A 19,924-nucleotide genomic window follows, 5' to 3' on the forward strand; every position below is an offset into this window, starting at 1 on the left:
AACGAAGGAACCAATGTTAACTGGCTGGAAAAGTGGGAGACGAACAATATCTCCAGTGATAGCGGGTATTCGCCCGTCATCAGTCGCGGGATAGGTTCGGCGACAACAGGCGTGACTGCACGGATCAGACACGCCTTTTACCGGTGATGGCAATCAGAGTTCCTGGCTGGTGGGACGATAAAGGATTTCGTTAATATCCACTTCCGCAGGCTGACAGATAGCAAATTCAACAACGCGTGCAAAAGAATCCGCGCCAACGGCATGCTGTTGGTAGAAATCACGGATACCCTGGCCAATGTCTTTTTCCGTAATATGATCGGTCAGTTCGGTTGCAACGGCGCCGGGCGAAATAATGGTAGTGCGCAGATTCCATGCTTTCACTTCAGAACGCAGCCCTTCGCTGATCGCCCGAACCGCATGTTTGGTGGCGCAATACACTGAACCTGCGGGCGTCACTTTATGGCCGGCAACGGATGAGACATTAATGATGTGGCCGCTTTTTTGCGCCTGCATATAAGGCAGTGCGGCAGCGATGCCATACAGTGTCCCTTTTAAGTTCACATCAATCATATTGTCCCATTCATCCGTTTTCAGGCTGTCGAGGCGGGATTGCTGCATCAGTCCGGCGTTATTGAGCAACACATCAATACGACCAAACTTATCAACCGCTGCCTTAAGTAAGGCTTCAACCTGTGCTTTACGCGTCACGTCCGTGGCGACGGCGATGGCGATACCACCTTGTTTTTCAATATCGGCAACCAGTGATTGAAGGCGTTCAGCACGGCGGGCACCCAAAACAAGAATGGCACCCAGCTTACTCAGGTGGCGTGCAGTACATTCGCCCAGGCCACTGCTGGCACCCGTGATGACAATAACTTTATCTTTAATACCGTTACTCATTTGGTCTGTCTCCGTCATGTGAATGATTAAATGGTAGCTCCGCCCCCAGGATATTGGGAATGCCATTTCTCAGGACAGTGTTATGAGTAATTCTCACAAATGAATGAAATAATAATGATGAACAATGATTGATTCATAGAAACAGACGCTTTTGCTTAATCAAGCTGTCCTTCGACAATATAAGTACGTGAGTTACCTGAGCGATGACGGATCGGAATAATTTTCTGATATCCGGCAGAGTTGTACCAGTCCTGAGCCTGTTTTAAGCTGTCAAATTTGATGATAACCAGTCGACCCTGTGCACCAAAACCTTCTTTGACATCCAGCACTCCGCCACGAACAATAAAGCGCCCACTATAAGGTTTAAACGTCGATTCAACCTGCTCGCTATAGGGTTTTATTCCTTGCGGATCCGTGGCCTGAAATTCAGCAACATAATAAGCAGGGCGACTCGCCATAGCGTGAGCCGTCATGGATGCCATCACCAGGGCAGACAACATTATTTTTTTTAACATGCGGTATTCTCTTGTTAAGTGAATAAATAATTATCGATTAATTTATGCATGATTCAGAGGTGGTATCATCGCGTCCATACCTGTTTATTGTCTTTAGTCTGAGGCGTATTTTGTGCCATGATGCCGGAAAGGTTATGTGGCAAATAACACTCCTCAAGGAAGATGATTTCTTCTTCGCTCAGGGTGAATTCCACCGCTTTTACTGCACCCTCTATATGGTGCTTTTTAGTTGCGCCCACTACCGGGGCATTCACTTTTGTTAATAACCATGCGAGAGAAATTTCCGTCATTGATACATGATGACGGGCGGCAAGTTCAGCGACGCGGTCAATGATTATCTGGTCTTGCCCGGCGGTTTTATCGTATTTGCCTCTCGCATAATCATCTTTGGTTGCTCGCTGGGTTTGTATGTCGCTTTGGCGGGAAAGGCGTCCGCTCGCCAATGCGCTGTAAGGCGTCATGGCAATATTGTCTTCATGGCATAATCCAGACAGTTCGCGTTCGTCTTCACGCATAATCAGGTTGTAATGACTTTGCACCGAAACGAACGGGGTCAGCCTCTCGCGTTCAGCCAGCGCATTTGCTTTGGCGAGCTGCCAGGCATAACAATTGGAAATGCCAATGGCACGGACTTTCCCTGCGCGGACGGCACGATCCAGGGCTTCCAGCACTTCCAGAACCGGCGTGTTATAGTCCCAGATATGGTAGATATAGAGATCGACATAATCCATGCCGAGATTATGCAGGCTGGTATCGAGTGAATGGGCGATAGCCTGCTGGCCGCTTATCCCGTCGGCGATTTGTTGTTTTGTGCGGGGCAGGAATTTGGTGGCAACCACCACTTCATCGCGCTTAGCCATATCGCGCAGAGCTTTGCCGACATAACGTTCACTCGAACCCAGTTGATAGGCAATGGCGGTATCATAAAAATTGATGCCGTTTTCCAGACCATATCGAATGATATCGCGGCTTTCGGCTTCTCCCAGTGTCCAGCTATGCTGTCCAATGGTTGGATCACCAAATCCCATACATCCCATACAGATACGGGAGATAATCAGGTCGCTATTGCCAAGTTTGGTATATTGCATTGCATAATCCCCGACATTTCTTTCGTTACGCTAGCTGAAATTTCTCAAGATCGGATGAAATCATTTTTGGGATAAACTCACGGATTTCATAATTGGCCAGATCGGGATAATAAGAATCCTCGCTGAGAATAGTCTCTAGCTCACTGTGGCTTTCAGTGCTGGCAATGATAATACCCGCACGTTCCCGATCAGCATAAGGGCCGATCATAACGAACTTGCCTGCATCGAAATATTTTTTAAACCAGGCGGCGTGTTGCGGAAAAAGACTTTCGTGCTGTTCTGCACTGATCTCTGCATTAACGGTTATATTGATGATGTACATTTTATTCCACCATTTAATGGATGTTTATTAATTCAGGCAGCCATGCTTTTGATGGTGCTAATCAAACGCGAGGCATGTTCTTTTGCAACAATCATCTGCCCAGCCGTTTTAGCTTCGTCACGGCCAGCGTAACTGATGCCACAGGTATAAATGGGAGCTTGCAGCTCAAGATTGCACAACGCGGCCGTAGTTTTGAACTGAATTAAATAATCCTCAAGATCATGTCCGAAAAAACCTTCAGGTGAATACAGTGACTGCGGAGCTCCCGTGGTAAATGACAGGATGAGTTTTTTACCATTAAGCTGTGCCGTTGAACCATGGGCAAAACCGTGAAGAAATACCTGATCAATCCATAACTTCATTAATCCGGGAACTGAATACCAGGAAAAAGGAAATTGCCAGACGATCACATCTGCTTTTAACAGCGCAGCTTGTTCTGCAGCGACATTAATCTGATAACCCGGATAAAGTGCATCCAGATAGCGAATTTCCACTCCGGGCAGGGCACCGGCAACTTCTTTCAGGATGGTGGCATTCCCGACAGACTGCGCCAGGTCCGGGTGACCGGAAATAATTAACACATTTTGCATTTTCGATTCTTAACAATGAGTTGGTTGAATGGTGTCCAGTATAGGCCGGGTGTGTTGTGTTTTTTAGGGCATCAATAGCTTAAAGACTATTAGCCACTGGCTAATAGTCTTTCTACTTAAACCGGCGTCTTTAACACCCGTCGGGTGGAATAAGAGCGTTAAATCATCGGTTTTTCCCACGAGCCACGCGTATCGACGCCGGTGGCAACCGCAAGCTGCTCAAGCGTGGAGACCTCATCGGCAGTCAGATGGAGTGATGCGGCTTTTGCTGCGTCGAGGACATGATGGACTTTGGTTGCGCCGATGATTGGCAATGTGCCTTTAGAAATTGCCCAGGCTATTGCTACCTGTGCAGCATTTGCTGCCCGGGTTTCGCCGATGGCCTGCATTGCCGCGGTTAATTTTTCCAGCTGCGGCAATATCTTGTTGTAGGTCTCAGCACGACCGCTACCGGAAGGCATAGGGTTGAGGGTATTGTACCGGCCACTCAGGGCACCCTGTTCCAGCACCATGTAGGAAAAGAAGGTAATGCCATTCTGGTTGCAGTAATCAAGAATTCCCGCATCTTCAGATGAACGATAAAGCAAGCTGTAATGATTTTGTACAGCAGACACGGCAAATCCCGCTGTCTTAAGGATGTCATTAGCGCGCATGATTTGTGCCAGACTGTGGTTGGATACACCAACGCGTTGGATCTTGCCACTTTTCAGTAGCGGAATAAGCCCGGGAGTCCATTTTTCAACATCTGATGGATTATGAATCCAGTAAATGTCGATATCCGCTACGCCAAGGCGCGTCAGGCTTTTGTTCAGCATATCTTCGACGGGATTTATTGCCTGCTGATCCGCAATCTGCGGGGTGAATTTTGTCGATAATACGAGTTGCTCACGCGGATATTGGCGTACGAGTTTCCCCAGCGCATCCTCCGAACTGCCCATGCCGTATACGGCGGCGGTATCCCATAAATTCAACCCTTCCTGCATCGCTGCTTCAAAGACGACTTTCATTTGATCGTCAGTCAGGTGGTTGCCAAATACGGTATCGCCTCCGGCAAATCCCGTGCCCCAGGACCAGGTACCTAACGCAATTTTTGGTAATGGTTTCATTTCGCTATTCTCATTCTGATAAGAAGAGTGTCCGGAAAATTCAAAGTCATGATGTTGAGAACACTAATTGGTTAGTCACGGGAAGTATAAATTCGCTTTTCCCATAAGATTAGGTCATCCTTGACTCAAAGATTTTTAGCCTGCAGTTAATAATGGTCAGGTGCATTGCATCAGGATGAAGTAATGAACAACGTGATTTATAGCCAGATACGTATTTTCCAGAGCATTGCCCGCGAGGGCAGCATTTCCGCAGCGGCGAGGAAGTTGGGCATCACGCCGCCATCGGTAAGTAAGGCATTAAAGTTGCTGGAACAATATACGGGGCATCCGTTGTTTATTCGGACCACCCGCCGCATCGAATTGACCGATGCGGGCCAGCAGCTATTGCAGCAGACGTCACAGGCCGTCGAATCACTGGAAACCGCGCTGGAAAATGTCCGGGACCTCAATCAGGTGCCATCCGGACTGGTACGAATCACCCTCTCACGATTTGCGTATGTGCTTATTCTCAAACCCTTTATGGCTGAGTTCTGCCAGTGTTATCCAGAAATACAGCTTGAGATATCCGTGTATGACGGAACGATCAACATCATTGATGAGAAGTATGATTTGGGGATTCGATTTGGCGACATCCTTGATGGGGGCGTGGTTGCCCGCCAGTTGATGAAACCTTTCCGTGAAGGTTTGTACGCTTCGGACGCATATCTTAAGGAATATGGTATGCCGCAGGCTCCTGCAGATCTTCAGCAGCATAAATTGATAGGTTATCGGTTTATCACCAATAACCGTATTCTGCCGTTGATTCTGGAAGAAAAGGGTGAGCAATTAACGGTGGAAATGCCGTTTCAGTTAATGAGCAACGATATTGATGTTATGGCTGATGGAATACGTAATGGCCTCGGGATTGGCAGAATTTTCGAACCCGTATATGAACTGCTCTCTGATAAAGAAAAATTCGTGCCGGTGATGAAACCTTTCTGGAGAACCTATCCGCCCGTGTATTTGTATTACCTGAAAAGCGCAGGGAAAACAAAAAGAATCAAAGTGCTGGTCGATTTTCTCTTAAAGAAAATGCATTGAGGTGAGGAGTCAGCTTCCAAACAAAAAAAGGCCGCCCCAGGGCGACCTCCTCTGATACTTCTTCTAACGATTCGCTGTTATTTGTACAGTTCAGCAGTCATATGCACGAAGTTATTGTTGCTGGCTTCGGTGATTTTATAATGTGCGCCCTGTTGTGCAGCCTGAGCAGCGATTTGCGCTTCAGCGCCATCCAGAGTTAAGTCAGAAGCAGTAACGGTCTGAGCGAAGCTACCGAATGACATCAGTGAGAGAGCAGCGACAGCGGCGATAGACATTGCTTTGATAGTTTTCATGGTCATTTCCTTAGGTTATTTGGGTGGGAGACTGTGTGCCTCCGATGGGAATAATGATAACTAAGGTGACTATTACAATATTATCAATAAATGCTGCAATTGTTAACATGCTAACTATTTCGGTGATAGGCGATGCCGATTGGCAGCATCAAGGCTGGATGCCATGCAGGAAAATTCCGTTCAGACTTTCCACAACATATTTATAGCTTCCAGTGCTTAAAATATTCGTTAACGTTTTCTGGCGTCGCCAGTAACAGCTTTGGCAGCGGGATCTGTTCGTACATGATTTTGTAGCTTTTTCGATTTCCCGGAGTGACTAAGGTGATGTGTTTTATCATGTCCCATTTGATATGTTCCCTGCCAATTTTAAGACCACCTACTCTCGGATTTGCTGAGTAACATCTGCGGATGTAGCGCAGCAGGCTAATATGGGTTGGCAAATCAAGCAGGATAAAGCCCGTCGCGCGTTCGAGTCGCTCCGGAATACATTTTTTGTAGTTACCATCCATAACCCATTTTTCCTGACTGACTGCATCAGAATGCAGGCGTAGAAACTCTGCAGTGTCTCGCGGTACCCAGTTTGAATCAGGCATGTGATAAAGCCTATCAAGGTGAATCGCGGGCAAGGATGTTTTGCGTGCTATTGCCTCAGCAAGCGTAGACTTTCCGCTGTTTGATGGCCCCATAATGCATATGCGTGGGCCGAGCGCTTCTAATGGAATGATTGTGTTCATTGGTTAACCTCAGGCAATTCCCTATGTTTTTCTGAGTAAGTTACGCGTGCTGTCGTCAGGTCGTCCTCAACGGCGCAAGGACATGAGGAAGAGCGGGGTTGAATTAATAAAGCACGCTGCCTGCTTTCGCAATTGATTTTCATTCATATTTTTTGAATCATTTCAGCAAATCCCTCAGCTTTTACTCTCCGCTCCACAGGTCTATTCTCTCTCACATCGGGGCACAACACCCCACCCACTAAAAACTATCTCTGAGGAATTGACCATGAAATCTATCAAAACTTTCGTTGCAGTTGCGGCCCTGTCACTGGTTTCTTTCGGCAGCTTCGCACAGAGCATCACCGCTTCCGCTTCAACCCTCGATGGCGCAGAAGCCAAAATCGCTGCTCAGGCTAAACAGGCCGGTGCCTCTTACAAAATCACCGGTGCACGCGTCGATAACGGTGCTTACCTGTCAGCTGAACTGACTAAATAATCGAACTACGCGGGAAGTAATGATTAGCCAGATCACAGTGATCGCACTAATTATCAATCATGAAACAATAACTATGGTTATTATTACTTCCATCGAAGGCACACAGCCTTCCACCCAAACAAATTAAGGATTAAGACCATGAAAACTATCAAAGCAATGTCCATCGCCGCTGTCGCTGCTCTTTCACTGATGTCATTTGGCAGCTTTGCTCAGAGCATCTCCGTCACCTCCTCAACTCTGGACGGTGCGGAAGCAAAAATCGCCGCTCAGGCAGCACAGCAGGGCGCGCAGTACAAAATTACTGAAGCGAACACCAATAACCGTGTTCACATGACCGCAGAACTGTACAAATAACGGATGGTCGTACAGGGAAGTGCCGGAAAAGGTCGCCGCAAGGTGGCCTTTTTCGTATTTTTGACTACAGGTCTTCAGGACAATGACGTTTGAAACCTACTCTCAGGTCTTCAAGACTGATTTCAGAAAAACGAGCGAGGAGTAGTTGTTCAGCCTCATCCAGCACATTGCCCAGCGCCTGATTAACCGAAGCTTCAACAGCGCATTCCGGGTTTTCATCCCCTCCGCCGATGGCAAAAAGATGCTTAGCGCCCACCGCACGATAGATATCAAGCAAGCTGATACCCTTGAGATCACCGGCAATACGCCAGCCACCGTGGTGGCCTTTTACCGCAGAGACAAAACCCGCATCGCGTAACCCAGCCAGAGTACGCCTGACCACAGCGCTGTTCGTTCCAAGCATCAGGGCGATTTGTTCCGAGGTATACACTTTGTCGTGACATGCCATGTGCAGTAAAACGTGCAGTGTCCGGGAAAGCTTGTTGTCCTGACGCATTTCAATTCTTCTCTCCGATTACATTCATGTATCTTACAATGTTACATGAGATTGACAACGGCAAATATCATGTGATTTTATAAGTCACATGAAAGGGCCGCAGCGTGATGTTCGCGGAAAAAATAGAACCCGTCGATGTAAAAGGAACCCGTAATGACTCCCGAATTATCTTCAAATCTCTCAATCTGCATGATGATTGCCCTGGCATCTGCCAGTCTGTCGATGACAATTACCCAAACCGAACTTTTTGCACCGCTACGGGCATGGACAGCACGGAAAAATGGCATGCTGGGGCATCTTTTTAGTTGTTTTTATTGCATGAGCCACTGGATGGTCGCGGCGGGAATGTTGTTCTATCGACCTGCACTTTTGCATAGTGACATCGGTCTGGTCGACTGGCTGGTGACCGCTTTTGTCGTGCTGACAGTCACTACATTTATCAATGGGTTATTGTTTAAAGTTTTTCAGGCTGCTGTTCGCACTCATGTGATGAAACATGAAGCGCAACAAACGCTGAACTCACATAAGTAAAGGCGTCAATTCGCTCTTGTGGCGGATAAAATCCGGTGCGTGTGAGAGGCTTTCAGAAAGGGCAGATATGAAAAAGGCCGCCCCTGGGGGCGGCCTCTTCCGGCACTTCTTTTATGCGACCATCTGTTATTTGTACAGTTCTGCGGTCATGTGAACACGGTTATTGGTGTTCGCTTCGGTAATTTTATACTGATCGCCATGCTGTGCAGCCTGAGCGGCAACCTGCGCTTCGGCACCGTCCAGAGTATCGGCGGTAACAGAAATGCTCTGAGCGAAGCTTGCTGCTGACATCAGAGAAAGAGCGGCTGCGGCGGCGATGGTCATTGCTTTGATAGTTTTCATGGTCTTATTCCTTGGTTTGTATGGTTGAAAGCATGATTGCTTTCGATGGGAATAATGATAACTATAGTAACCATTAGCAAATTAACAATAAATGCTGGTATTGTGATCGTGCTAACTATCACGGTGATAGGCAAGACCAATGGACATCATCGCGGGGGTGGCTTGCCATCATGAAAGTTGCCTGGACTGCGTAGACGGTTAACACATCAGGAAGTTTTGGCAGAGCATCAGGATATGAAGGATTTACCGGTTACTTAGTTACAACAAACACTAATATAATCTCCACGACATCACTCAAATCCATCGACGTACCCCTCTCAGGCAGGGGCCAGGGGTTCTTAAATTTTGAGTGTTGATTCAGCCGATATAAACATCGGGAGGACGAAGTGGCACGTCTGACGGTTTTTTTTGCATTATTTAACCCTCACGTATCTTTTTTCACCGGAATGTTCGCCGATGTACGTTTCCCGTCAGCCGATTATTTCTCTCCACCTGCGTAAAAAATAATTAAACCAATAAATATAAGACACCTACAACAACAAACTACCTCTGATTTAAATCTGGCCTCGGCTTTGCATTTCCCTCTTGTACAAACTAAACGGGCTTTTCTAAACCTTGTTTATCAAGAGGAAGCATCATGACACGCAAACTGGCTATATATGGAAAGGGAGGGATCGGTAAATCGACGACGACGCAGAATACCGCCGCCGCACTTGCCTGGTTCCACGGTAAAAAAGTATTTATTCATGGTTGTGACCCAAAAGCAGATTCCACCCGCCTGATTCTCGGTGGTAAACCGCAGGAAACATTGATGGATGTACTGCGCGATCAAGGGGCCGAAAAAATCACCAATGAAATGGTGGTGAAAACCGGCGTATTTAATATTCGTTGCGTTGAATCAGGCGGTCCGGAACCCGGCGTCGGTTGTGCCGGTCGTGGCGTCATTACCGCGATTGATTTGATGGAGGATAATAAAGCCTATACCGACGATCTCGATTTTATTTTCTTTGATGTGCTGGGTGATGTGGTATGTGGCGGGTTCGCCATGCCGATTCGCGACGGTAAAGCGCAGGAAGTATATATCGTGGCGTCGGGCGAAATGATGGCGATTTATGCGGCGAATAATATCTGTAAAGGGCTGGTGAAATATGCCAAACAAAGCGGTGTACGCTTAGGTGGCATTATCTGTAATAGCCGCAATGTGGACGGTGAGAAGGAATTTCTGGAAGAGTTTACCGCCGCCATTGGCACCAAAATGCTCCACTTTGTACCGCGTGACAACATCGTGCAGAAGGCGGAATTCAACAAGAAAACCGTGACCGAATTCGACCCAAATGCCAACCAGGCGCAGGAGTACCGGGAGTTAGGGCGCAAGATTATCGAGAATGAAGATCTGGTCATCCCGCGACCCCTGACGATGGATCAACTGGAAAAAATGGTCGTCAAATACGGTTTTATGGATTGATGCCCGTCCATTAACCCTGATCGATATATTTATCAGCACTCCCGGAAGAGGGATTCACTATGCCTTATCATGAGTTTGAATGCAGTAAATGCATTCCGGAACGAAAACAACATGCGGTCGTTAAAGGCCCGGATGAAGATATCACCTCTGCACTGCCATTGGGGTATTTAAATACCATTCCGGGAACCATTTCTGAACGGGGATGTGCCTATTGTGGTGCAAAACACGTTATCGGTACGCCGATGAAGGATGTTATTCATATCAGTCATGGTCCGGTCGGTTGTACTTATGACACCTGGCAGACGAAACGTTATATCAGCGATAACGATAACTTTCAACTGAAGTATACCTTTGCCACCGACATGAAAGAGAAACACATCGTATTCGGTGCGGAGAAGGTTTTGAAGAATAATATTAACGAAGCATTTGATGCGCATCCCAATATCAAACGCATGACCATTTATCAGACCTGCGCCTCTGCCCTGATTGGTGATGATATTGCTGCCATTGCGCAGGAAGTGATGGATGAACGTCCTGACGTTGATATTTTCGTCTGTAATTCACCGGGCTTTGCTGGTCCAAGCCAGTCCGGTGGACACCACAAAATCAATATTGCCTGGGTGAACCAAAAAGTTGGTACGGTGGAACCAACGATCACCAGCGATTACGTCATCAATTATGTCGGTGAATATAATATCCAGGGCGATCAGGAAGTGATGGTCGATTATTTCAAACGGATGGGAATCCAGGTGTTGTCCACCTTTACCGGCAACGGTTCCTATGACGATCTGCGTGCGATGCACAAAGCACATTTGAATGTACTGGAGTGCGCCCGTTCAGCGGAATATATCTGCAACGAATTGCGCGTGCGCTATGGCATTCCACGTCTGGATATTGACGGTTTTGGCTTTGATCCGCTGGCGGATTCCCTGCGCAAAATTGGCCTGTTCTTCGGTATTGAAGACCGCGCCCAGGCGATTATCGACGAGGAGGTAGCCCGCTGGAAACCTGAGCTGGATTGGTACAAAGCGCGGCTGAAAGGCAAGAAAGTCTGTTTATGGCCGGGGGGCTCCAAGCTGTGGCACTGGGCACACGTCATACACGCGGAAATGGGGGTCGAAGTGGTGTCGGTTTACACCAAGTTCGGTCATCAGGGGGATATGGAGAAGGGCATTGCCCGTTGTGAAGCCGGTGCGCTGGCAATCGACGATCCCAATGAGCTGGAGTCGCTGGAAGCCATGTACAAACTCAAACCGGATGTCATTTTCACCGGTAAACGGCCGGGCGAAGTGGCGAAAAAAATCCGCGTGCCCTATCTCAATGCCCATGCTTACCACAACGGGCCCTACAAAGGGTTTGAAGGCTGGGTGCGCTTTGCACGCGATATCTATAACGCCATCTATTCCCCCATTCATCAACTGGCGAAACTGGATATCAGCAAGGATGAAATTCCCACCGGGCAGGGGTTTGCCACTGCCCGCATGTTGTCAGATGTCAGCCTGAGCGACGAGATACGTCACCACGACAGCTGGCGCGAATATACCGGCGGCTACGACAGCGTCAGCAAATTACGCGAGCGTGAGTATCCCGATTTTTCCGGCGCGGCACCGAACCAACAGGAGGCGGTATGACACAGGATGAACAGGTGGAACTGATGGTGGATTACATCATGAAACATTGCCTGTGGCAGTTTCACTCCCGTAACTGGGATCGGGAAAAACAGAACGCCGGAATTTTGGGCAAAACACAGCAGCTGCTCTGTGATGAGCCGGTTGAGTTGGGCACACCTGCCGATCGCTGCTACTGGGTGGATGCGGTGGTGCTCGCCGATGCGTACCGTACCCGTTTTTCGTGGCTGCAGGCGATGAGCCACGAAGCGATAACGACATTAATGACGGCGCTGCACCAGCGCCTTGATTACCTGACAATCACCGGTTCGCTGAATGCCGAACTGACGGATAAGCGTTACTAAAGGGGGGTTGACCATGTCTTGTGAATTGAAAGCGAAAGACCGCACTGGGGTGATCAACCCCATCTTTACCTGCCAGCCCGCTGGTGCGCAGTACGTCAGTATCGGCATCAAAGATTGTATCGGTATTGTCCATGGCGGTCAGGGTTGCGTGATGTTTGTACGCCTGCTGATTTCCCAGCATCTGAAAGAGAGTTTTGAAATTGCGTCGTCGTCGGTACATGAAGACGGGGCGGTGTTTGGTGCATTGGATCGCGTGGAACAGGCGGTCGATGTGCTGCTGATGCGCTATCCCCACGTTAAGGTTATCCCGATCATCACCACCTGCTCGACTGAGGTCATCGGTGATGACGTTGACGGTGTGGTCCGCAAACTCAACGAAGGATTGTTGCAGGAGAAGTATGCCGGGCGCGAAGTGCACCTGATCCCAATCCACACCCCGAGTTTTGTCGGCAGTATGATCAGTGGCTACGATGTGGCGGTGCGCGATATCGTCAAATATTTTGCGCGCAAAGGGGAGCCCAACGGCAAAATTAATCTGATCACCGGATGGGTGAATCCTGGCGATGTGACGGCGCTGAAGCACCTGTTGCAGGCCATGGATATTGATGCCACGGTGTTATTTGAAATCGAAGATTTCGACTCACCGCTGATGCCGTCCGGCAATACGGTGTCGCACGGTAACACCACCATTGCTGATCTGGTCGATACCGCCAACGCCAGCGCGACCCTTGCCCTTAATCGTTATGAAGGGGCGAAAGCGGCGCGCTATCTGGAAGAAGCCTTCCAGGTCCCGGCGATGATCGGGCCCACACCTATTGGCATCCGCAATACTGATACCTTCCTGCATAACCTGAAAAAGTTAACCGGTAAGCCGATCCCACCGTCACTGGTGCGTGAGCGTGGTATTGCGCTGGATGCGCTGACCGACCTGGTCCATATGTTCCTTGCCGATAAAAAGGTCGCAATTTATGGCAACCCGGACCTGGTGGTGGGGCTGGCGGAGTTTTGTCTCGATCTGGAAATGAAACCGGTGTTGCTGCTGCTGGGGGACGATAACGCCACCTATAAAAGTGATCCGCGCATTCAGGCGCTGCAACAACAGGTGGATTACAGGATGGAAATCATCACCAACGCCGACCTGTGGGAGATGGAAAAGCGTATTACTGACGGTGAGCTGGCGCTGGATTTGATCCTCGGTCATTCCAAAGGGCGCTTTACCGCGATTGATAACCAAATTCCGATGGTGCGTGTTGGTTTCCCCACCTATGACCGCGCCGGGCATTACCGGCATCCGGTGGTGGGCTATGCCGGGGCGATTTGGCTGGCGGAGCAGATGGCGAACACCCTGTTTACCGATATGGAATACAAGAAAAACAAAGAGTGGATCCTGAATGTCTGGTAACCCGGCTTCTAATCACAGGATAACGCTATGACTCAGTTATTGTTCGAAAGTGATGAGCAACGCTTTACCCGTTGTTACGAACATGCGTTTGGCTACCATCGCCGCGCCCGGTTGTTGGTGCAGCAGTCCCGCTCGCCCAGCCTGGTGTTCAACGTCGCCGCCATCGCGGTGGAGTGCTACCTGATCGCGCTTTGTTCGTTGCATGGTGAGATGCCGTTTAACCACAACTACCGCAGCCTGCTGGCCAGCGCAGAGGAAAAAAGCACCTTTAGCGAGACGCTGCGCAGCAACATTCTGGCACTGGATACGATTTTTGGTATCTGCTCAGTGGATGACTACCACCACGGTACGCCGGATGAAAATGACAAACTTCGCATTCTGGCAGTATGCGATGAGTTGGATGCGCTGATTAATCGCGAACGGCACGATGCTACCAGGAGGACGCAGTGATGAGCAGCACACCATTAGCCCATCCGCACGGTGCAATGCGACGCGATGAGCGGGAGATTACCGAACCGGCGCAGATCGATGCCATTTTGCAGGAGGGGCGTGTGATGTATATCGCCCTGGCCTGCGAGGATATGCCGTTTTTGCTGCCGGTGTTTTATGTCTGGGATGGCACGGCGCTATGGTTTCACTCGGCCCGTAGCGGCAGCAAGATCGACATGATGAAGCGTAACGCCAATATCTGTTTTGCCGTCTCCAGCTATGGCGGAATCATTGAGGATCCGCTGGCATGTAATTTTGAGGCGCGGCATCGCACGGTAATTGGTCTGGGTAAAACCCATTTTGTCGATGATGACAGCGAAAAAGTGACCATGCTGCACCGGCTGATGGCGCGTTTTAGCGATAAAACCTTCACTTTCCCAGCCGCTAACCTGACAGCGACGCAGGTCATCCGCATCGATATTACGTCGCTGAAAGGTAAACAACACGGCTACTGAATCCGGGGGAGACCATGAAGATTGCTGTTTTTCTCAATGAGCAGGGTTTGATCGCAGCGCTAACCGAACCGGGTACGGTGATGCTGTACACTCGCGAAAACCAGCACTGGCAAGTTTGTCGGCAGATCCCGTTTACCCTTGCCGGGACGACATCGCTGGCGGAGATCCGGCAGCACACGCTGGCAATGCTGGCGCTGATGCCGGAGTGTCGCCATTTTATTGCCCGTGAGATCCACGGCGCGCTACTCGCCTGGTTTGATGGCTCGGGACTCACCATGTGGCAATCTGCGGGACCTCCCGAGGGAGGCTGCGCTAAACCTCATTGCACAGCAGCTGCCAGCGCCCCCGGAACCGTTGGCACAGTTGCCTCAGGCGTTTGTTCATGCGGGACCGCTGCCGGGGGAATTTCAAGTCGATCTGATTGCTGCTTTGCGCTGTGGCGGCAGTCATACCTCAAAACAACTGCTGGTGCCGCTGATGCAACAGGAAAGTTTCACGCGCCTGGAAATCCGCTGCGATCATGTACCGAAATGGTTCGATCGTCTCGCTGAGTATCAACTGTCTGTGGTCAGCGGCCGTGCGCCTGATGGCAATTTGCAGGTGGTGGTCAGCAAAAAGGTTCCCTGACGTACGAAATACAACATCACTGTTCCAAAAGGAACAACGTTTGCGCTCAGGTGGAACGCGTTATTATTTTTTATGATTATTTATCAAACCGTTATGTATCGCGGTTTTTTATCTGACATGGCGCTGATTTTGCACCATCCGGCCAATGCGGTGATGCAGTTTGCCGCATACCTTGCCGCTGCTCGCCCTTGTGCCTGATGTCGGATTTACCGGGAGAAACGTGATGCGCCATGAGAAAAGAGGCCTTGCTATGAATAGCAGGTTGCCGCCAGTGCTGTCATTCAGTTGTCGTCTGGGAGAATGTCGCTCCGAATTAATGCCGCTGTTGTCGGAAGTGAGCAACGTGGTAAGCGCCGGTGGAAGCTTATCGCGCACGTTAAAGCTCGTGCTGGAATTGATGCAAAAACACATGCAGGTGATTCGGGGCATGATCACTTTATACGATGCCAGCAACGATCAGATTTATATCCATGAAAGCTACGGGTTATCACCCGAGGAGGCAGAGAAGGGCGTGTATGCGCTGGGGGAAGGGGTCACCGGCAAAGTCATTGAGACCCGCCAGCCGATTATTGTGTCGCATATTGCTGACGATCCGCTGTTTTTAAATCGCACCGGCAGTTGGGATAAGCAACGCGATGGGCAACACTCCTTTATCTGCGTGCCGATCATTCGTGGCTCAAAAGTCATGGGTACGATCGGTATTGAGCGGATATACAACAATACCCAGCTGCGTTTTCTTGATTTGGAAGTCCTGCGCGTGATTGCTGCCATTATTGCTCAGGCGGTTGAATTGCATCTGCTGGAACGTGCGCACCAGAAAATCACCCAGGCACACAGTTCGCTGCTGGCTAATGGCCAGTTCAAACCGGATAACATCATCGGTAACTCGCGGGCGATGCAGTCCGTGTACCGAATGATGGCGAAGGTGAGCCATGCGCGCACCACGGTGCTGATTCTGGGGGAGAGCGGCGTAGGCAAGGAGCGCGTTGCGACGGCCATTCATCAAAACAGCCCCTGTGCCGGAGGGCCATTCATCAAGTTTAACTGCGCCTCACTGCCGGAGAGTGTGATTGAATCTGAGCTGTTCGGCCACGAGAAGGGCGCATTTACCGGCGCCATCTCGCGTCGTGCCGGGCGTTTTGAAGAAGCGGATGGCGGTACCATTTTTCTCGATGAAATCGGGGAGTTATCTCCTTCTGCGCAATCCAAGCTGCTGCGGGTCATACAGGAACGAAGTTTTGAACGGGTAGGCAGCAACGAGACCTTACGCGTGAATGTGCGCATTCTTGCCGCAACGCACCGCGATCTTCATGAAATGGTGGTACAGGGAACATTTCGGGAAGATCTCTATTATCGACTAAACGTGTTTCCTATCACCATTCCCCCGCTGCGCGAACGTGGCAACGATATCCTGATTCTGGCGGATTACTTCAATGCCTGCTTTTCCCGTGAACAGGGCGTGGATCTCCCCGCCATCGCGACACCGGCATTGAATATGCTGCTTAATTACGAATGGCCGGGGAATGTTCGCGAGCTGGAGAATGTCATGGAACGGGCAGTGTTATTAGCAGATGAAGGCATTATTCACAGCTACCATTTGCCGATTAATCTGCAGCCGATCATTGAGCATCTTACCGAGCAGGAGGGGCTGGAAGCGCGTCTGGCTCAGGTGGAATATGACCTGATTGTGGATGCGATGACGACCTTCCAGGGCAACGTTTCCCGCGCTGCGGCACATCTGAATATCACCCGGCGAGCGCTGGGACTGAGGCTGGATAAATATCAGCTCAACTACAAATCTTATCGCGGCAGGGTGTGATGATGGCTCCGATACAGAAGCCGCAGGGACGTAAAGGTAAAGATGGGCAGGCTCGCCCGATCATTGCCACCTCCGCGGCAATGCAGCAGGTTTTGGCCCGTATCCGGCAATATGCCCCCATGCAAACGCCGGTTTTGTTGCGCGGAGAGCCGGGAACCGGGAAGGATACCGTTGCACGCGCCATTCATGGCGGCTCGCCGCTGCATGAGGGGCCATTTATCAAACTCAGTTGCGATCATGTGCAGGAAGATGAGGTGCTGTTTTTGCTGTTAGGCGATCAGCATCGCGCGCCACAAGCGGCTGGAGCCTTAACGCTGGCGCGTCAGGGGACCTTGTTTTTCAGTGAAATTGGCCGCTTCTCGCTGCGCCTGCAACAGCTGTTGTTGCAACTACTCCAACAGAAACCCTTTTTTTCACCCACCGATCAACGGCTCCACTGTGGCGAAAGCCGTCTGGTGTGTGCCAGTGAATGCAATCTGGAACAGCGGGTTGCTGAGGGCCAATTCCTGCCAGAACTTTACTATCGCCTGCATGTTGCCACGATTGCGCTTCCCGCTTTACGTGAACGGCGTGAAGATATCCCGGCATTGGTGGCGGATTTTTTGCGTCGCTTTAATCAGCGTAATCAGACGCAGGTGACGCTGACAGAAGACGCGCTGTCACCGCTTTGGCTGTGCCAGTGGCCGGGCAATATGCGCGATCTGGAAAACTGTCTCGAATACGCGGTGTTGCACCGGGAAAGCGAGACCATCATGCACCTGCCTTGTATCAGTGGGCAGTGTTTACGCAAGCAACTTAATTTGCGCATCGACCACTACACTACCCGCCCGGCTAAGCAAGTGCCTGCGCCACCCTGGGATCCCTGCGCAGCCCCGGCACAGGTACAGCTGGCCCCCTCTGCGTCGCTGAGCGGTAACGATGTCGATAACGAAATCCGTCACCGCTTTATTGCTGCACTGGAAAAAAGTGGTTGGGTAAAAGCGAAGGCGGCGCGGTTATTGAATATCACCCCGCGCCAGCTCTACTACGCATTGCAGAAGCTAAATATAGAGGTCCGTAAGTTTTAGGGTGCGACCTATCGCTGGTGGGACAGTAGGGTGTTGAAGCCAGGGAACCGAGAGATGAGCCACCATAGGGTCGATAATCGGGCCACACTCTGGTATATATGACGCGTTTCCCAGAGCATTTTAAGGATGAAAGGCAATGAGAGTTAGCGAAGATGCCCTGCTGCGTTCAGGCTTCAGCCCTGCAGACCTGCGGAAAGTCAAAAATAACCTGGAAAGCTATGGCGGAACTCTTGCTGACGCCATTCAAGATTTGTCCAGGCGTTTCATCATCGCTATGAGTGTTGTCCTGTGCTGTATTGCCGTGTTTATTTTTCTGCTGCTGTTTGGCTCCAGCGAGACCATTTTTTCTGGGGGTATTGCACTGCTTTGTGGCATAGCGGTTGCCGTTTTTATCCAACCGCCCGTGTTGTCTTATAAGTCATGGCGATACCGGAGAGCCAACAGGAGTTAATGACTTTGCTGGTCGGTCGTGAGACTGTCGTGCAGATGAAATCCGGATATTACATTAGCGGTTTCAACCAGCTTTCTTGCCTCCAGATTGACCATAGTTTCGGCCCATGCCTGGTTACGGCCATTTGAGCGCATCATCGCAAGTAATGCAGCGTCCATTTTCACACTCCCTGTATGTTTTATCGTCCATAAGATAATAATCCATTATATTCATGTGTAAATCACACTTACGGTTTAAAAGACAGCCTACTCAATACGGGTACGTAACCAGGATCATTTATCGAACATGTTAGCGGCACAGGGTCGGTAGCATACAAGTCATTTTCGAACGTTTTCAGGATTGAGGCGAGCTTTCCACCAGGTACGCGTGTTACCGTTCCCGCCGCCGCTTTCTTGCTGTGGGTTGAACTTCCACATCCGATAGATGTGCTAGAGGTACATCGTCGCGCTGTGTCATTAACTGGCCGCTAAACATTCGCGGCTACTCAAGATAGGCCTTTCAGACCCACTTTTTCTCAATGGTTGGAAAGATAGCTGAATTCAACCGCTGTGTTCACATCCATTACTGTTATTTAATGCATCTTCTAACTCTTTATCCTTTTTGAGCATTTCTGCTATTTCCGCATCTCTTACTTGTTGATAGTGTTCCCTGGAATACTTGAGTGAAACCAGGTCAAGGTAATCATGCTTTGTTAGCTCCTTATAAAGGGTTTCATTTTGGTATATGCTGGCATCTATGACTTCGGTGCTGTATTTTCTAAATATTGCTGAAAGCAAATGATAAATGTCATAGTATTCTTCACCAATCATTAATAACACATCAAGCCGGGCAAGTTCAGCTTCGGTTGGTTTAATATGACTCATTTTTATCTTTCTGTTAAAATCAGTCAGATTTAGTAATGGGTCAAGATAGAATTTTTTCTTGTATTTATACTTGGTGATTTGTGTGAGTGTAAACCCAACGGCGTAATAAACATTATTAAAGCAGTGATCGATATGTTCACTTTCGAACACTTTCCAAAAGAAATTACGAGAGGAGTAATAATCCTTTAAAGTAGAAAACAGGGTTTCTGAAATTTCTATTCTGCTGAAATATAGCTCGTGCCTTTTTAGATCAGCCGCAGACACTTTATTTATATCTAACAAATCAGGCAACTGACTGGGGAAAAATCTTATGCTCATGTTCGCTTCCTTGTTTTTTATCATTCACAAAGACCAATCTATGATTGTTAGTTGAAGTCAGGGTCTAACTCAAGCTGAAATTTAATTTTCGCGATAGTATAAGTTTAGGGTTTCTTATGAATCATTGTTCTTAAGACGGTTTTATACACACATAAGTTATGTTTTTACAG

The 19,924-nt window shown here is 49.3% G+C and carries 25 protein-coding genes and 2 pseudogenes; 15 read left to right on the forward strand and 12 right to left on the reverse strand.

Features of this window, described 5'->3' with window-relative positions:
- Positions 1-153: 153 nt before the first annotated feature.
- The 6 genes from HA50_RS22005 to HA50_RS22030 all read right to left on the reverse strand — a co-directional run bounded on the left by HA50_RS22005 (position 154) and on the right by HA50_RS22030 (position 4,521).
- Positions 154-900, reverse strand: a complete 747-nt coding sequence (locus tag HA50_RS22005) for an SDR family oxidoreductase (protein ID WP_084878978.1) — start codon at positions 898-900, stop codon at positions 154-156.
- A 155-nt stretch (positions 901-1,055) separates the two neighbouring features.
- Positions 1,056-1,415 carry a DUF1330 domain-containing protein gene (locus HA50_RS22010; RefSeq protein ID WP_084878979.1) on the reverse strand — a complete coding sequence of 120 codons (360 nt, stop codon included), beginning with the start codon at positions 1,413-1,415 and terminating at the stop codon, positions 1,056-1,058.
- Positions 1,416-1,480: 65 nt separating this feature from the next.
- Positions 1,481-2,503: an aldo/keto reductase gene (locus HA50_RS22015; RefSeq protein ID WP_084878980.1), complete on the reverse strand. Its 1,023-nt coding sequence runs from the start codon at positions 2,501-2,503 to the stop codon at positions 1,481-1,483.
- Positions 2,504-2,528: 25 nt separating this feature from the next.
- Positions 2,529-2,825 carry a YciI family protein gene (locus HA50_RS22020; protein ID WP_084878981.1) on the reverse strand — a complete coding sequence of 99 codons (297 nt, stop codon included), beginning with the start codon at positions 2,823-2,825 and terminating at the stop codon, positions 2,529-2,531.
- Positions 2,826-2,857: 32 nt separating this feature from the next.
- Entirely contained in the window at positions 2,858-3,415 is a 558-nt protein-coding gene (locus HA50_RS22025) for an NAD(P)H-dependent oxidoreductase (protein WP_084878982.1), read from the reverse strand.
- Between the two features lie 158 nt (positions 3,416-3,573).
- Positions 3,574-4,521, reverse strand: a complete 948-nt coding sequence (locus HA50_RS22030; protein ID WP_084878983.1) for an aldo/keto reductase — start codon at positions 4,519-4,521, stop codon at positions 3,574-3,576.
- Positions 4,522-4,704: 183 nt separating this feature from the next.
- On the opposite strand from HA50_RS22030, the gene HA50_RS22035 reads away from it, so the two are divergent.
- A complete protein-coding gene (locus tag HA50_RS22035) occupies positions 4,705-5,601 on the forward strand; it encodes a LysR family transcriptional regulator (RefSeq protein WP_084878984.1) in 897 nt (298 codons plus the stop codon).
- 77 nt (positions 5,602-5,678) lie between these two features.
- Here HA50_RS22035 and HA50_RS22040 read toward each other — a convergent pair whose 3' ends face one another.
- The gene (locus HA50_RS22040) at positions 5,679-5,894 is read right to left on the reverse strand and encodes a YdgH/BhsA/McbA-like domain containing protein (protein ID WP_084878985.1); all 216 of its coding nucleotides are present in this window, start codon (positions 5,892-5,894) and stop codon (positions 5,679-5,681) included.
- Positions 5,895-6,094: 200 nt separating this feature from the next.
- Positions 6,095-6,628: a P-loop NTPase family protein gene (locus HA50_RS22045; RefSeq protein ID WP_084878986.1), complete on the reverse strand. Its 534-nt coding sequence runs from the start codon at positions 6,626-6,628 to the stop codon at positions 6,095-6,097.
- Positions 6,629-6,893: 265 nt separating this feature from the next.
- Here HA50_RS22045 and HA50_RS22050 point away from each other — a divergent pair, with 265 nt between their 5' ends.
- On the forward strand, positions 6,894-7,103 hold the full coding sequence (locus HA50_RS22050; RefSeq protein ID WP_013508023.1) for a YdgH/BhsA/McbA-like domain containing protein: 210 nt from the start codon (positions 6,894-6,896) through the stop codon (positions 7,101-7,103).
- A gap of 138 nt (positions 7,104-7,241) precedes the next feature.
- Complete coding sequence (locus HA50_RS22055) at positions 7,242-7,457, forward strand: YdgH/BhsA/McbA-like domain containing protein (protein ID WP_084878987.1); 216 nt, start codon at positions 7,242-7,244, stop codon at positions 7,455-7,457.
- A 64-nt stretch (positions 7,458-7,521) separates the two neighbouring features.
- Here HA50_RS22055 and HA50_RS22060 read toward each other — a convergent pair whose 3' ends face one another.
- Positions 7,522-7,953, reverse strand: coding sequence for an Rrf2 family transcriptional regulator (locus HA50_RS22060; protein ID WP_084878988.1), 432 nt, complete (start codon positions 7,951-7,953; stop codon positions 7,522-7,524).
- Between the two features lie 153 nt (positions 7,954-8,106).
- On the opposite strand from HA50_RS22060, the gene HA50_RS22065 reads away from it, so the two are divergent.
- Positions 8,107-8,484 carry a DUF1360 domain-containing protein gene (locus HA50_RS22065; RefSeq protein WP_084878989.1) on the forward strand — a complete coding sequence of 126 codons (378 nt, stop codon included), beginning with the start codon at positions 8,107-8,109 and terminating at the stop codon, positions 8,482-8,484.
- A gap of 126 nt (positions 8,485-8,610) precedes the next feature.
- On the opposite strand, the gene HA50_RS22070 is transcribed toward HA50_RS22065, so the two are convergent.
- Positions 8,611-8,826, reverse strand: a complete 216-nt coding sequence (locus HA50_RS22070; protein ID WP_084872098.1) for a YdgH/BhsA/McbA-like domain containing protein — start codon at positions 8,824-8,826, stop codon at positions 8,611-8,613.
- 637 nt (positions 8,827-9,463) lie between these two features.
- Here HA50_RS22070 and nifH point away from each other — a divergent pair.
- From nifH to HA50_RS22120, 11 genes and pseudogenes are all read left to right on the forward strand, one after another.
- On the forward strand, positions 9,464-10,291 hold the full coding sequence (nifH, locus tag HA50_RS22075) for a nitrogenase iron protein (protein WP_084878990.1): 828 nt from the start codon (positions 9,464-9,466) through the stop codon (positions 10,289-10,291).
- Between the two features lie 59 nt (positions 10,292-10,350).
- Positions 10,351-11,922: a nitrogenase iron-iron protein, alpha chain gene (anfD, locus tag HA50_RS22080; RefSeq protein WP_084878991.1), complete on the forward strand. Its 1,572-nt coding sequence runs from the start codon at positions 10,351-10,353 to the stop codon at positions 11,920-11,922.
- On the forward strand, positions 11,919-12,263 hold the full coding sequence (gene anfG / locus HA50_RS22085; RefSeq protein ID WP_084878992.1) for a Fe-only nitrogenase subunit delta: 345 nt from the start codon (positions 11,919-11,921) through the stop codon (positions 12,261-12,263). Before anfD ends, anfG begins: the two co-directional genes overlap by 4 nt.
- 13 nt (positions 12,264-12,276) lie before the next feature.
- Positions 12,277-13,665: a Fe-only nitrogenase subunit beta gene (gene anfK, locus HA50_RS22090; protein ID WP_084878993.1), complete on the forward strand. Its 1,389-nt coding sequence runs from the start codon at positions 12,277-12,279 to the stop codon at positions 13,663-13,665.
- Positions 13,666-13,692: 27 nt separating this feature from the next.
- On the forward strand, positions 13,693-14,115 hold the full coding sequence (locus HA50_RS22095) for a hypothetical protein (RefSeq protein ID WP_084878994.1): 423 nt from the start codon (positions 13,693-13,695) through the stop codon (positions 14,113-14,115).
- Complete coding sequence (locus tag HA50_RS22100; protein WP_084878995.1) at positions 14,115-14,609, forward strand: pyridoxamine 5'-phosphate oxidase family protein; 495 nt, start codon at positions 14,115-14,117, stop codon at positions 14,607-14,609. Before HA50_RS22095 ends, HA50_RS22100 begins: the two co-directional genes overlap by 1 nt.
- Positions 14,610-14,623: 14 nt before the next feature.
- A pseudogene (locus HA50_RS32185) lies at positions 14,624-14,899 on the forward strand (Fe-only nitrogenase accessory AnfO family protein); the annotation flags it as partial.
- A 64-nt stretch (positions 14,900-14,963) separates the two neighbouring features.
- Positions 14,964-15,236, forward strand: coding sequence for a Fe-only nitrogenase accessory AnfO family protein (locus HA50_RS32020; RefSeq protein WP_276329376.1), 273 nt, complete (start codon positions 14,964-14,966; stop codon positions 15,234-15,236).
- Positions 15,237-15,486: 250 nt separating this feature from the next.
- Positions 15,487-17,055: a sigma-54 interaction domain-containing protein gene (locus tag HA50_RS22110; protein WP_244193633.1), complete on the forward strand. Its 1,569-nt coding sequence runs from the start codon at positions 15,487-15,489 to the stop codon at positions 17,053-17,055.
- The gene (locus tag HA50_RS22115) at positions 17,055-18,122 is read left to right on the forward strand and encodes a sigma 54-interacting transcriptional regulator (RefSeq protein ID WP_084878998.1); all 1,068 of its coding nucleotides are present in this window, start codon (positions 17,055-17,057) and stop codon (positions 18,120-18,122) included. The genes HA50_RS22110 and HA50_RS22115 overlap by 1 nt, the downstream gene beginning before the upstream one ends.
- A gap of 136 nt (positions 18,123-18,258) precedes the next feature.
- Positions 18,259-18,573, forward strand: a complete 315-nt coding sequence (locus tag HA50_RS22120) for a hypothetical protein (protein WP_084878999.1) — start codon at positions 18,259-18,261, stop codon at positions 18,571-18,573.
- A gap of 17 nt (positions 18,574-18,590) precedes the next feature.
- On the opposite strand, the pseudogene HA50_RS31435 reads toward HA50_RS22120, so the two are convergent.
- Together HA50_RS31435 and HA50_RS22125 are read right to left on the reverse strand one after the other, a co-directional pair.
- Positions 18,591-18,731 (reverse strand): annotated as a pseudogene (locus tag HA50_RS31435) (DUF4225 domain-containing protein); the annotation flags it as partial.
- Positions 18,732-19,112: 381 nt separating this feature from the next.
- Positions 19,113-19,754 (reverse strand): hypothetical protein, encoded by a 642-nt coding sequence (locus HA50_RS22125; RefSeq protein ID WP_084879000.1) that lies wholly within the window; start codon positions 19,752-19,754, stop codon positions 19,113-19,115.
- Positions 19,755-19,924 lie beyond the last annotated feature (170 nt).

The organism is Pantoea cypripedii (assembly GCF_002095535.1).
GTDB lineage: Bacteria > Pseudomonadota > Gammaproteobacteria > Enterobacterales > Enterobacteriaceae > Pantoea > Pantoea cypripedii.

Coding starts and splice junctions, on each gene's coding strand:
- HA50_RS22005 (WP_084878978.1), bottom strand. CDS start 900: ATGAGTAACGGTATTAAAGATAAAGTTATTGTCATCACGGGTGCCAGC.
- HA50_RS22010 (WP_084878979.1), bottom strand. CDS start 1,415: ATGTTAAAAAAAATAATGTTGTCTGCCCTGGTGATGGCATCCATGACG.
- HA50_RS22015 (WP_084878980.1), bottom strand. CDS start 2,503: ATGCAATATACCAAACTTGGCAATAGCGACCTGATTATCTCCCGTATC.
- HA50_RS22020 (WP_084878981.1), bottom strand. CDS start 2,825: ATGTACATCATCAATATAACCGTTAATGCAGAGATCAGTGCAGAACAG.
- HA50_RS22025 (WP_084878982.1), bottom strand. CDS start 3,415: ATGCAAAATGTGTTAATTATTTCCGGTCACCCGGACCTGGCGCAGTCT.
- HA50_RS22030 (WP_084878983.1), bottom strand. CDS start 4,521: ATGAAACCATTACCAAAAATTGCGTTAGGTACCTGGTCCTGGGGCACG.
- HA50_RS22035 (WP_084878984.1), top strand. CDS start 4,705: ATGAACAACGTGATTTATAGCCAGATACGTATTTTCCAGAGCATTGCC.
- HA50_RS22040 (WP_084878985.1), bottom strand. CDS start 5,894: ATGAAAACTATCAAAGCAATGTCTATCGCCGCTGTCGCTGCTCTCTCA.
- HA50_RS22045 (WP_084878986.1), bottom strand. CDS start 6,628: ATGAACACAATCATTCCATTAGAAGCGCTCGGCCCACGCATATGCATT.
- HA50_RS22050 (WP_013508023.1), top strand. CDS start 6,894: ATGAAATCTATCAAAACTTTCGTTGCAGTTGCGGCCCTGTCACTGGTT.
- HA50_RS22055 (WP_084878987.1), top strand. CDS start 7,242: ATGAAAACTATCAAAGCAATGTCCATCGCCGCTGTCGCTGCTCTTTCA.
- HA50_RS22060 (WP_084878988.1), bottom strand. CDS start 7,953: ATGCGTCAGGACAACAAGCTTTCCCGGACACTGCACGTTTTACTGCAC.
- HA50_RS22065 (WP_084878989.1), top strand. CDS start 8,107: ATGACTCCCGAATTATCTTCAAATCTCTCAATCTGCATGATGATTGCC.
- HA50_RS22070 (WP_084872098.1), bottom strand. CDS start 8,826: ATGAAAACTATCAAAGCAATGACCATCGCCGCCGCAGCCGCTCTTTCT.
- nifH (WP_084878990.1), top strand. CDS start 9,464: ATGACACGCAAACTGGCTATATATGGAAAGGGAGGGATCGGTAAATCG.
- anfD (WP_084878991.1), top strand. CDS start 10,351: ATGCCTTATCATGAGTTTGAATGCAGTAAATGCATTCCGGAACGAAAA.
- anfG (WP_084878992.1), top strand. CDS start 11,919: ATGACACAGGATGAACAGGTGGAACTGATGGTGGATTACATCATGAAA.
- anfK (WP_084878993.1), top strand. CDS start 12,277: ATGTCTTGTGAATTGAAAGCGAAAGACCGCACTGGGGTGATCAACCCC.
- HA50_RS22095 (WP_084878994.1), top strand. CDS start 13,693: ATGACTCAGTTATTGTTCGAAAGTGATGAGCAACGCTTTACCCGTTGT.
- HA50_RS22100 (WP_084878995.1), top strand. CDS start 14,115: ATGAGCAGCACACCATTAGCCCATCCGCACGGTGCAATGCGACGCGAT.
- HA50_RS22110 (WP_244193633.1), top strand. CDS start 15,487: ATGAATAGCAGGTTGCCGCCAGTGCTGTCATTCAGTTGTCGTCTGGGA.
- HA50_RS22115 (WP_084878998.1), top strand. CDS start 17,055: ATGATGGCTCCGATACAGAAGCCGCAGGGACGTAAAGGTAAAGATGGG.
- HA50_RS22120 (WP_084878999.1), top strand. CDS start 18,259: ATGAGAGTTAGCGAAGATGCCCTGCTGCGTTCAGGCTTCAGCCCTGCA.
- HA50_RS22125 (WP_084879000.1), bottom strand. CDS start 19,754: ATGAGCATAAGATTTTTCCCCAGTCAGTTGCCTGATTTGTTAGATATA.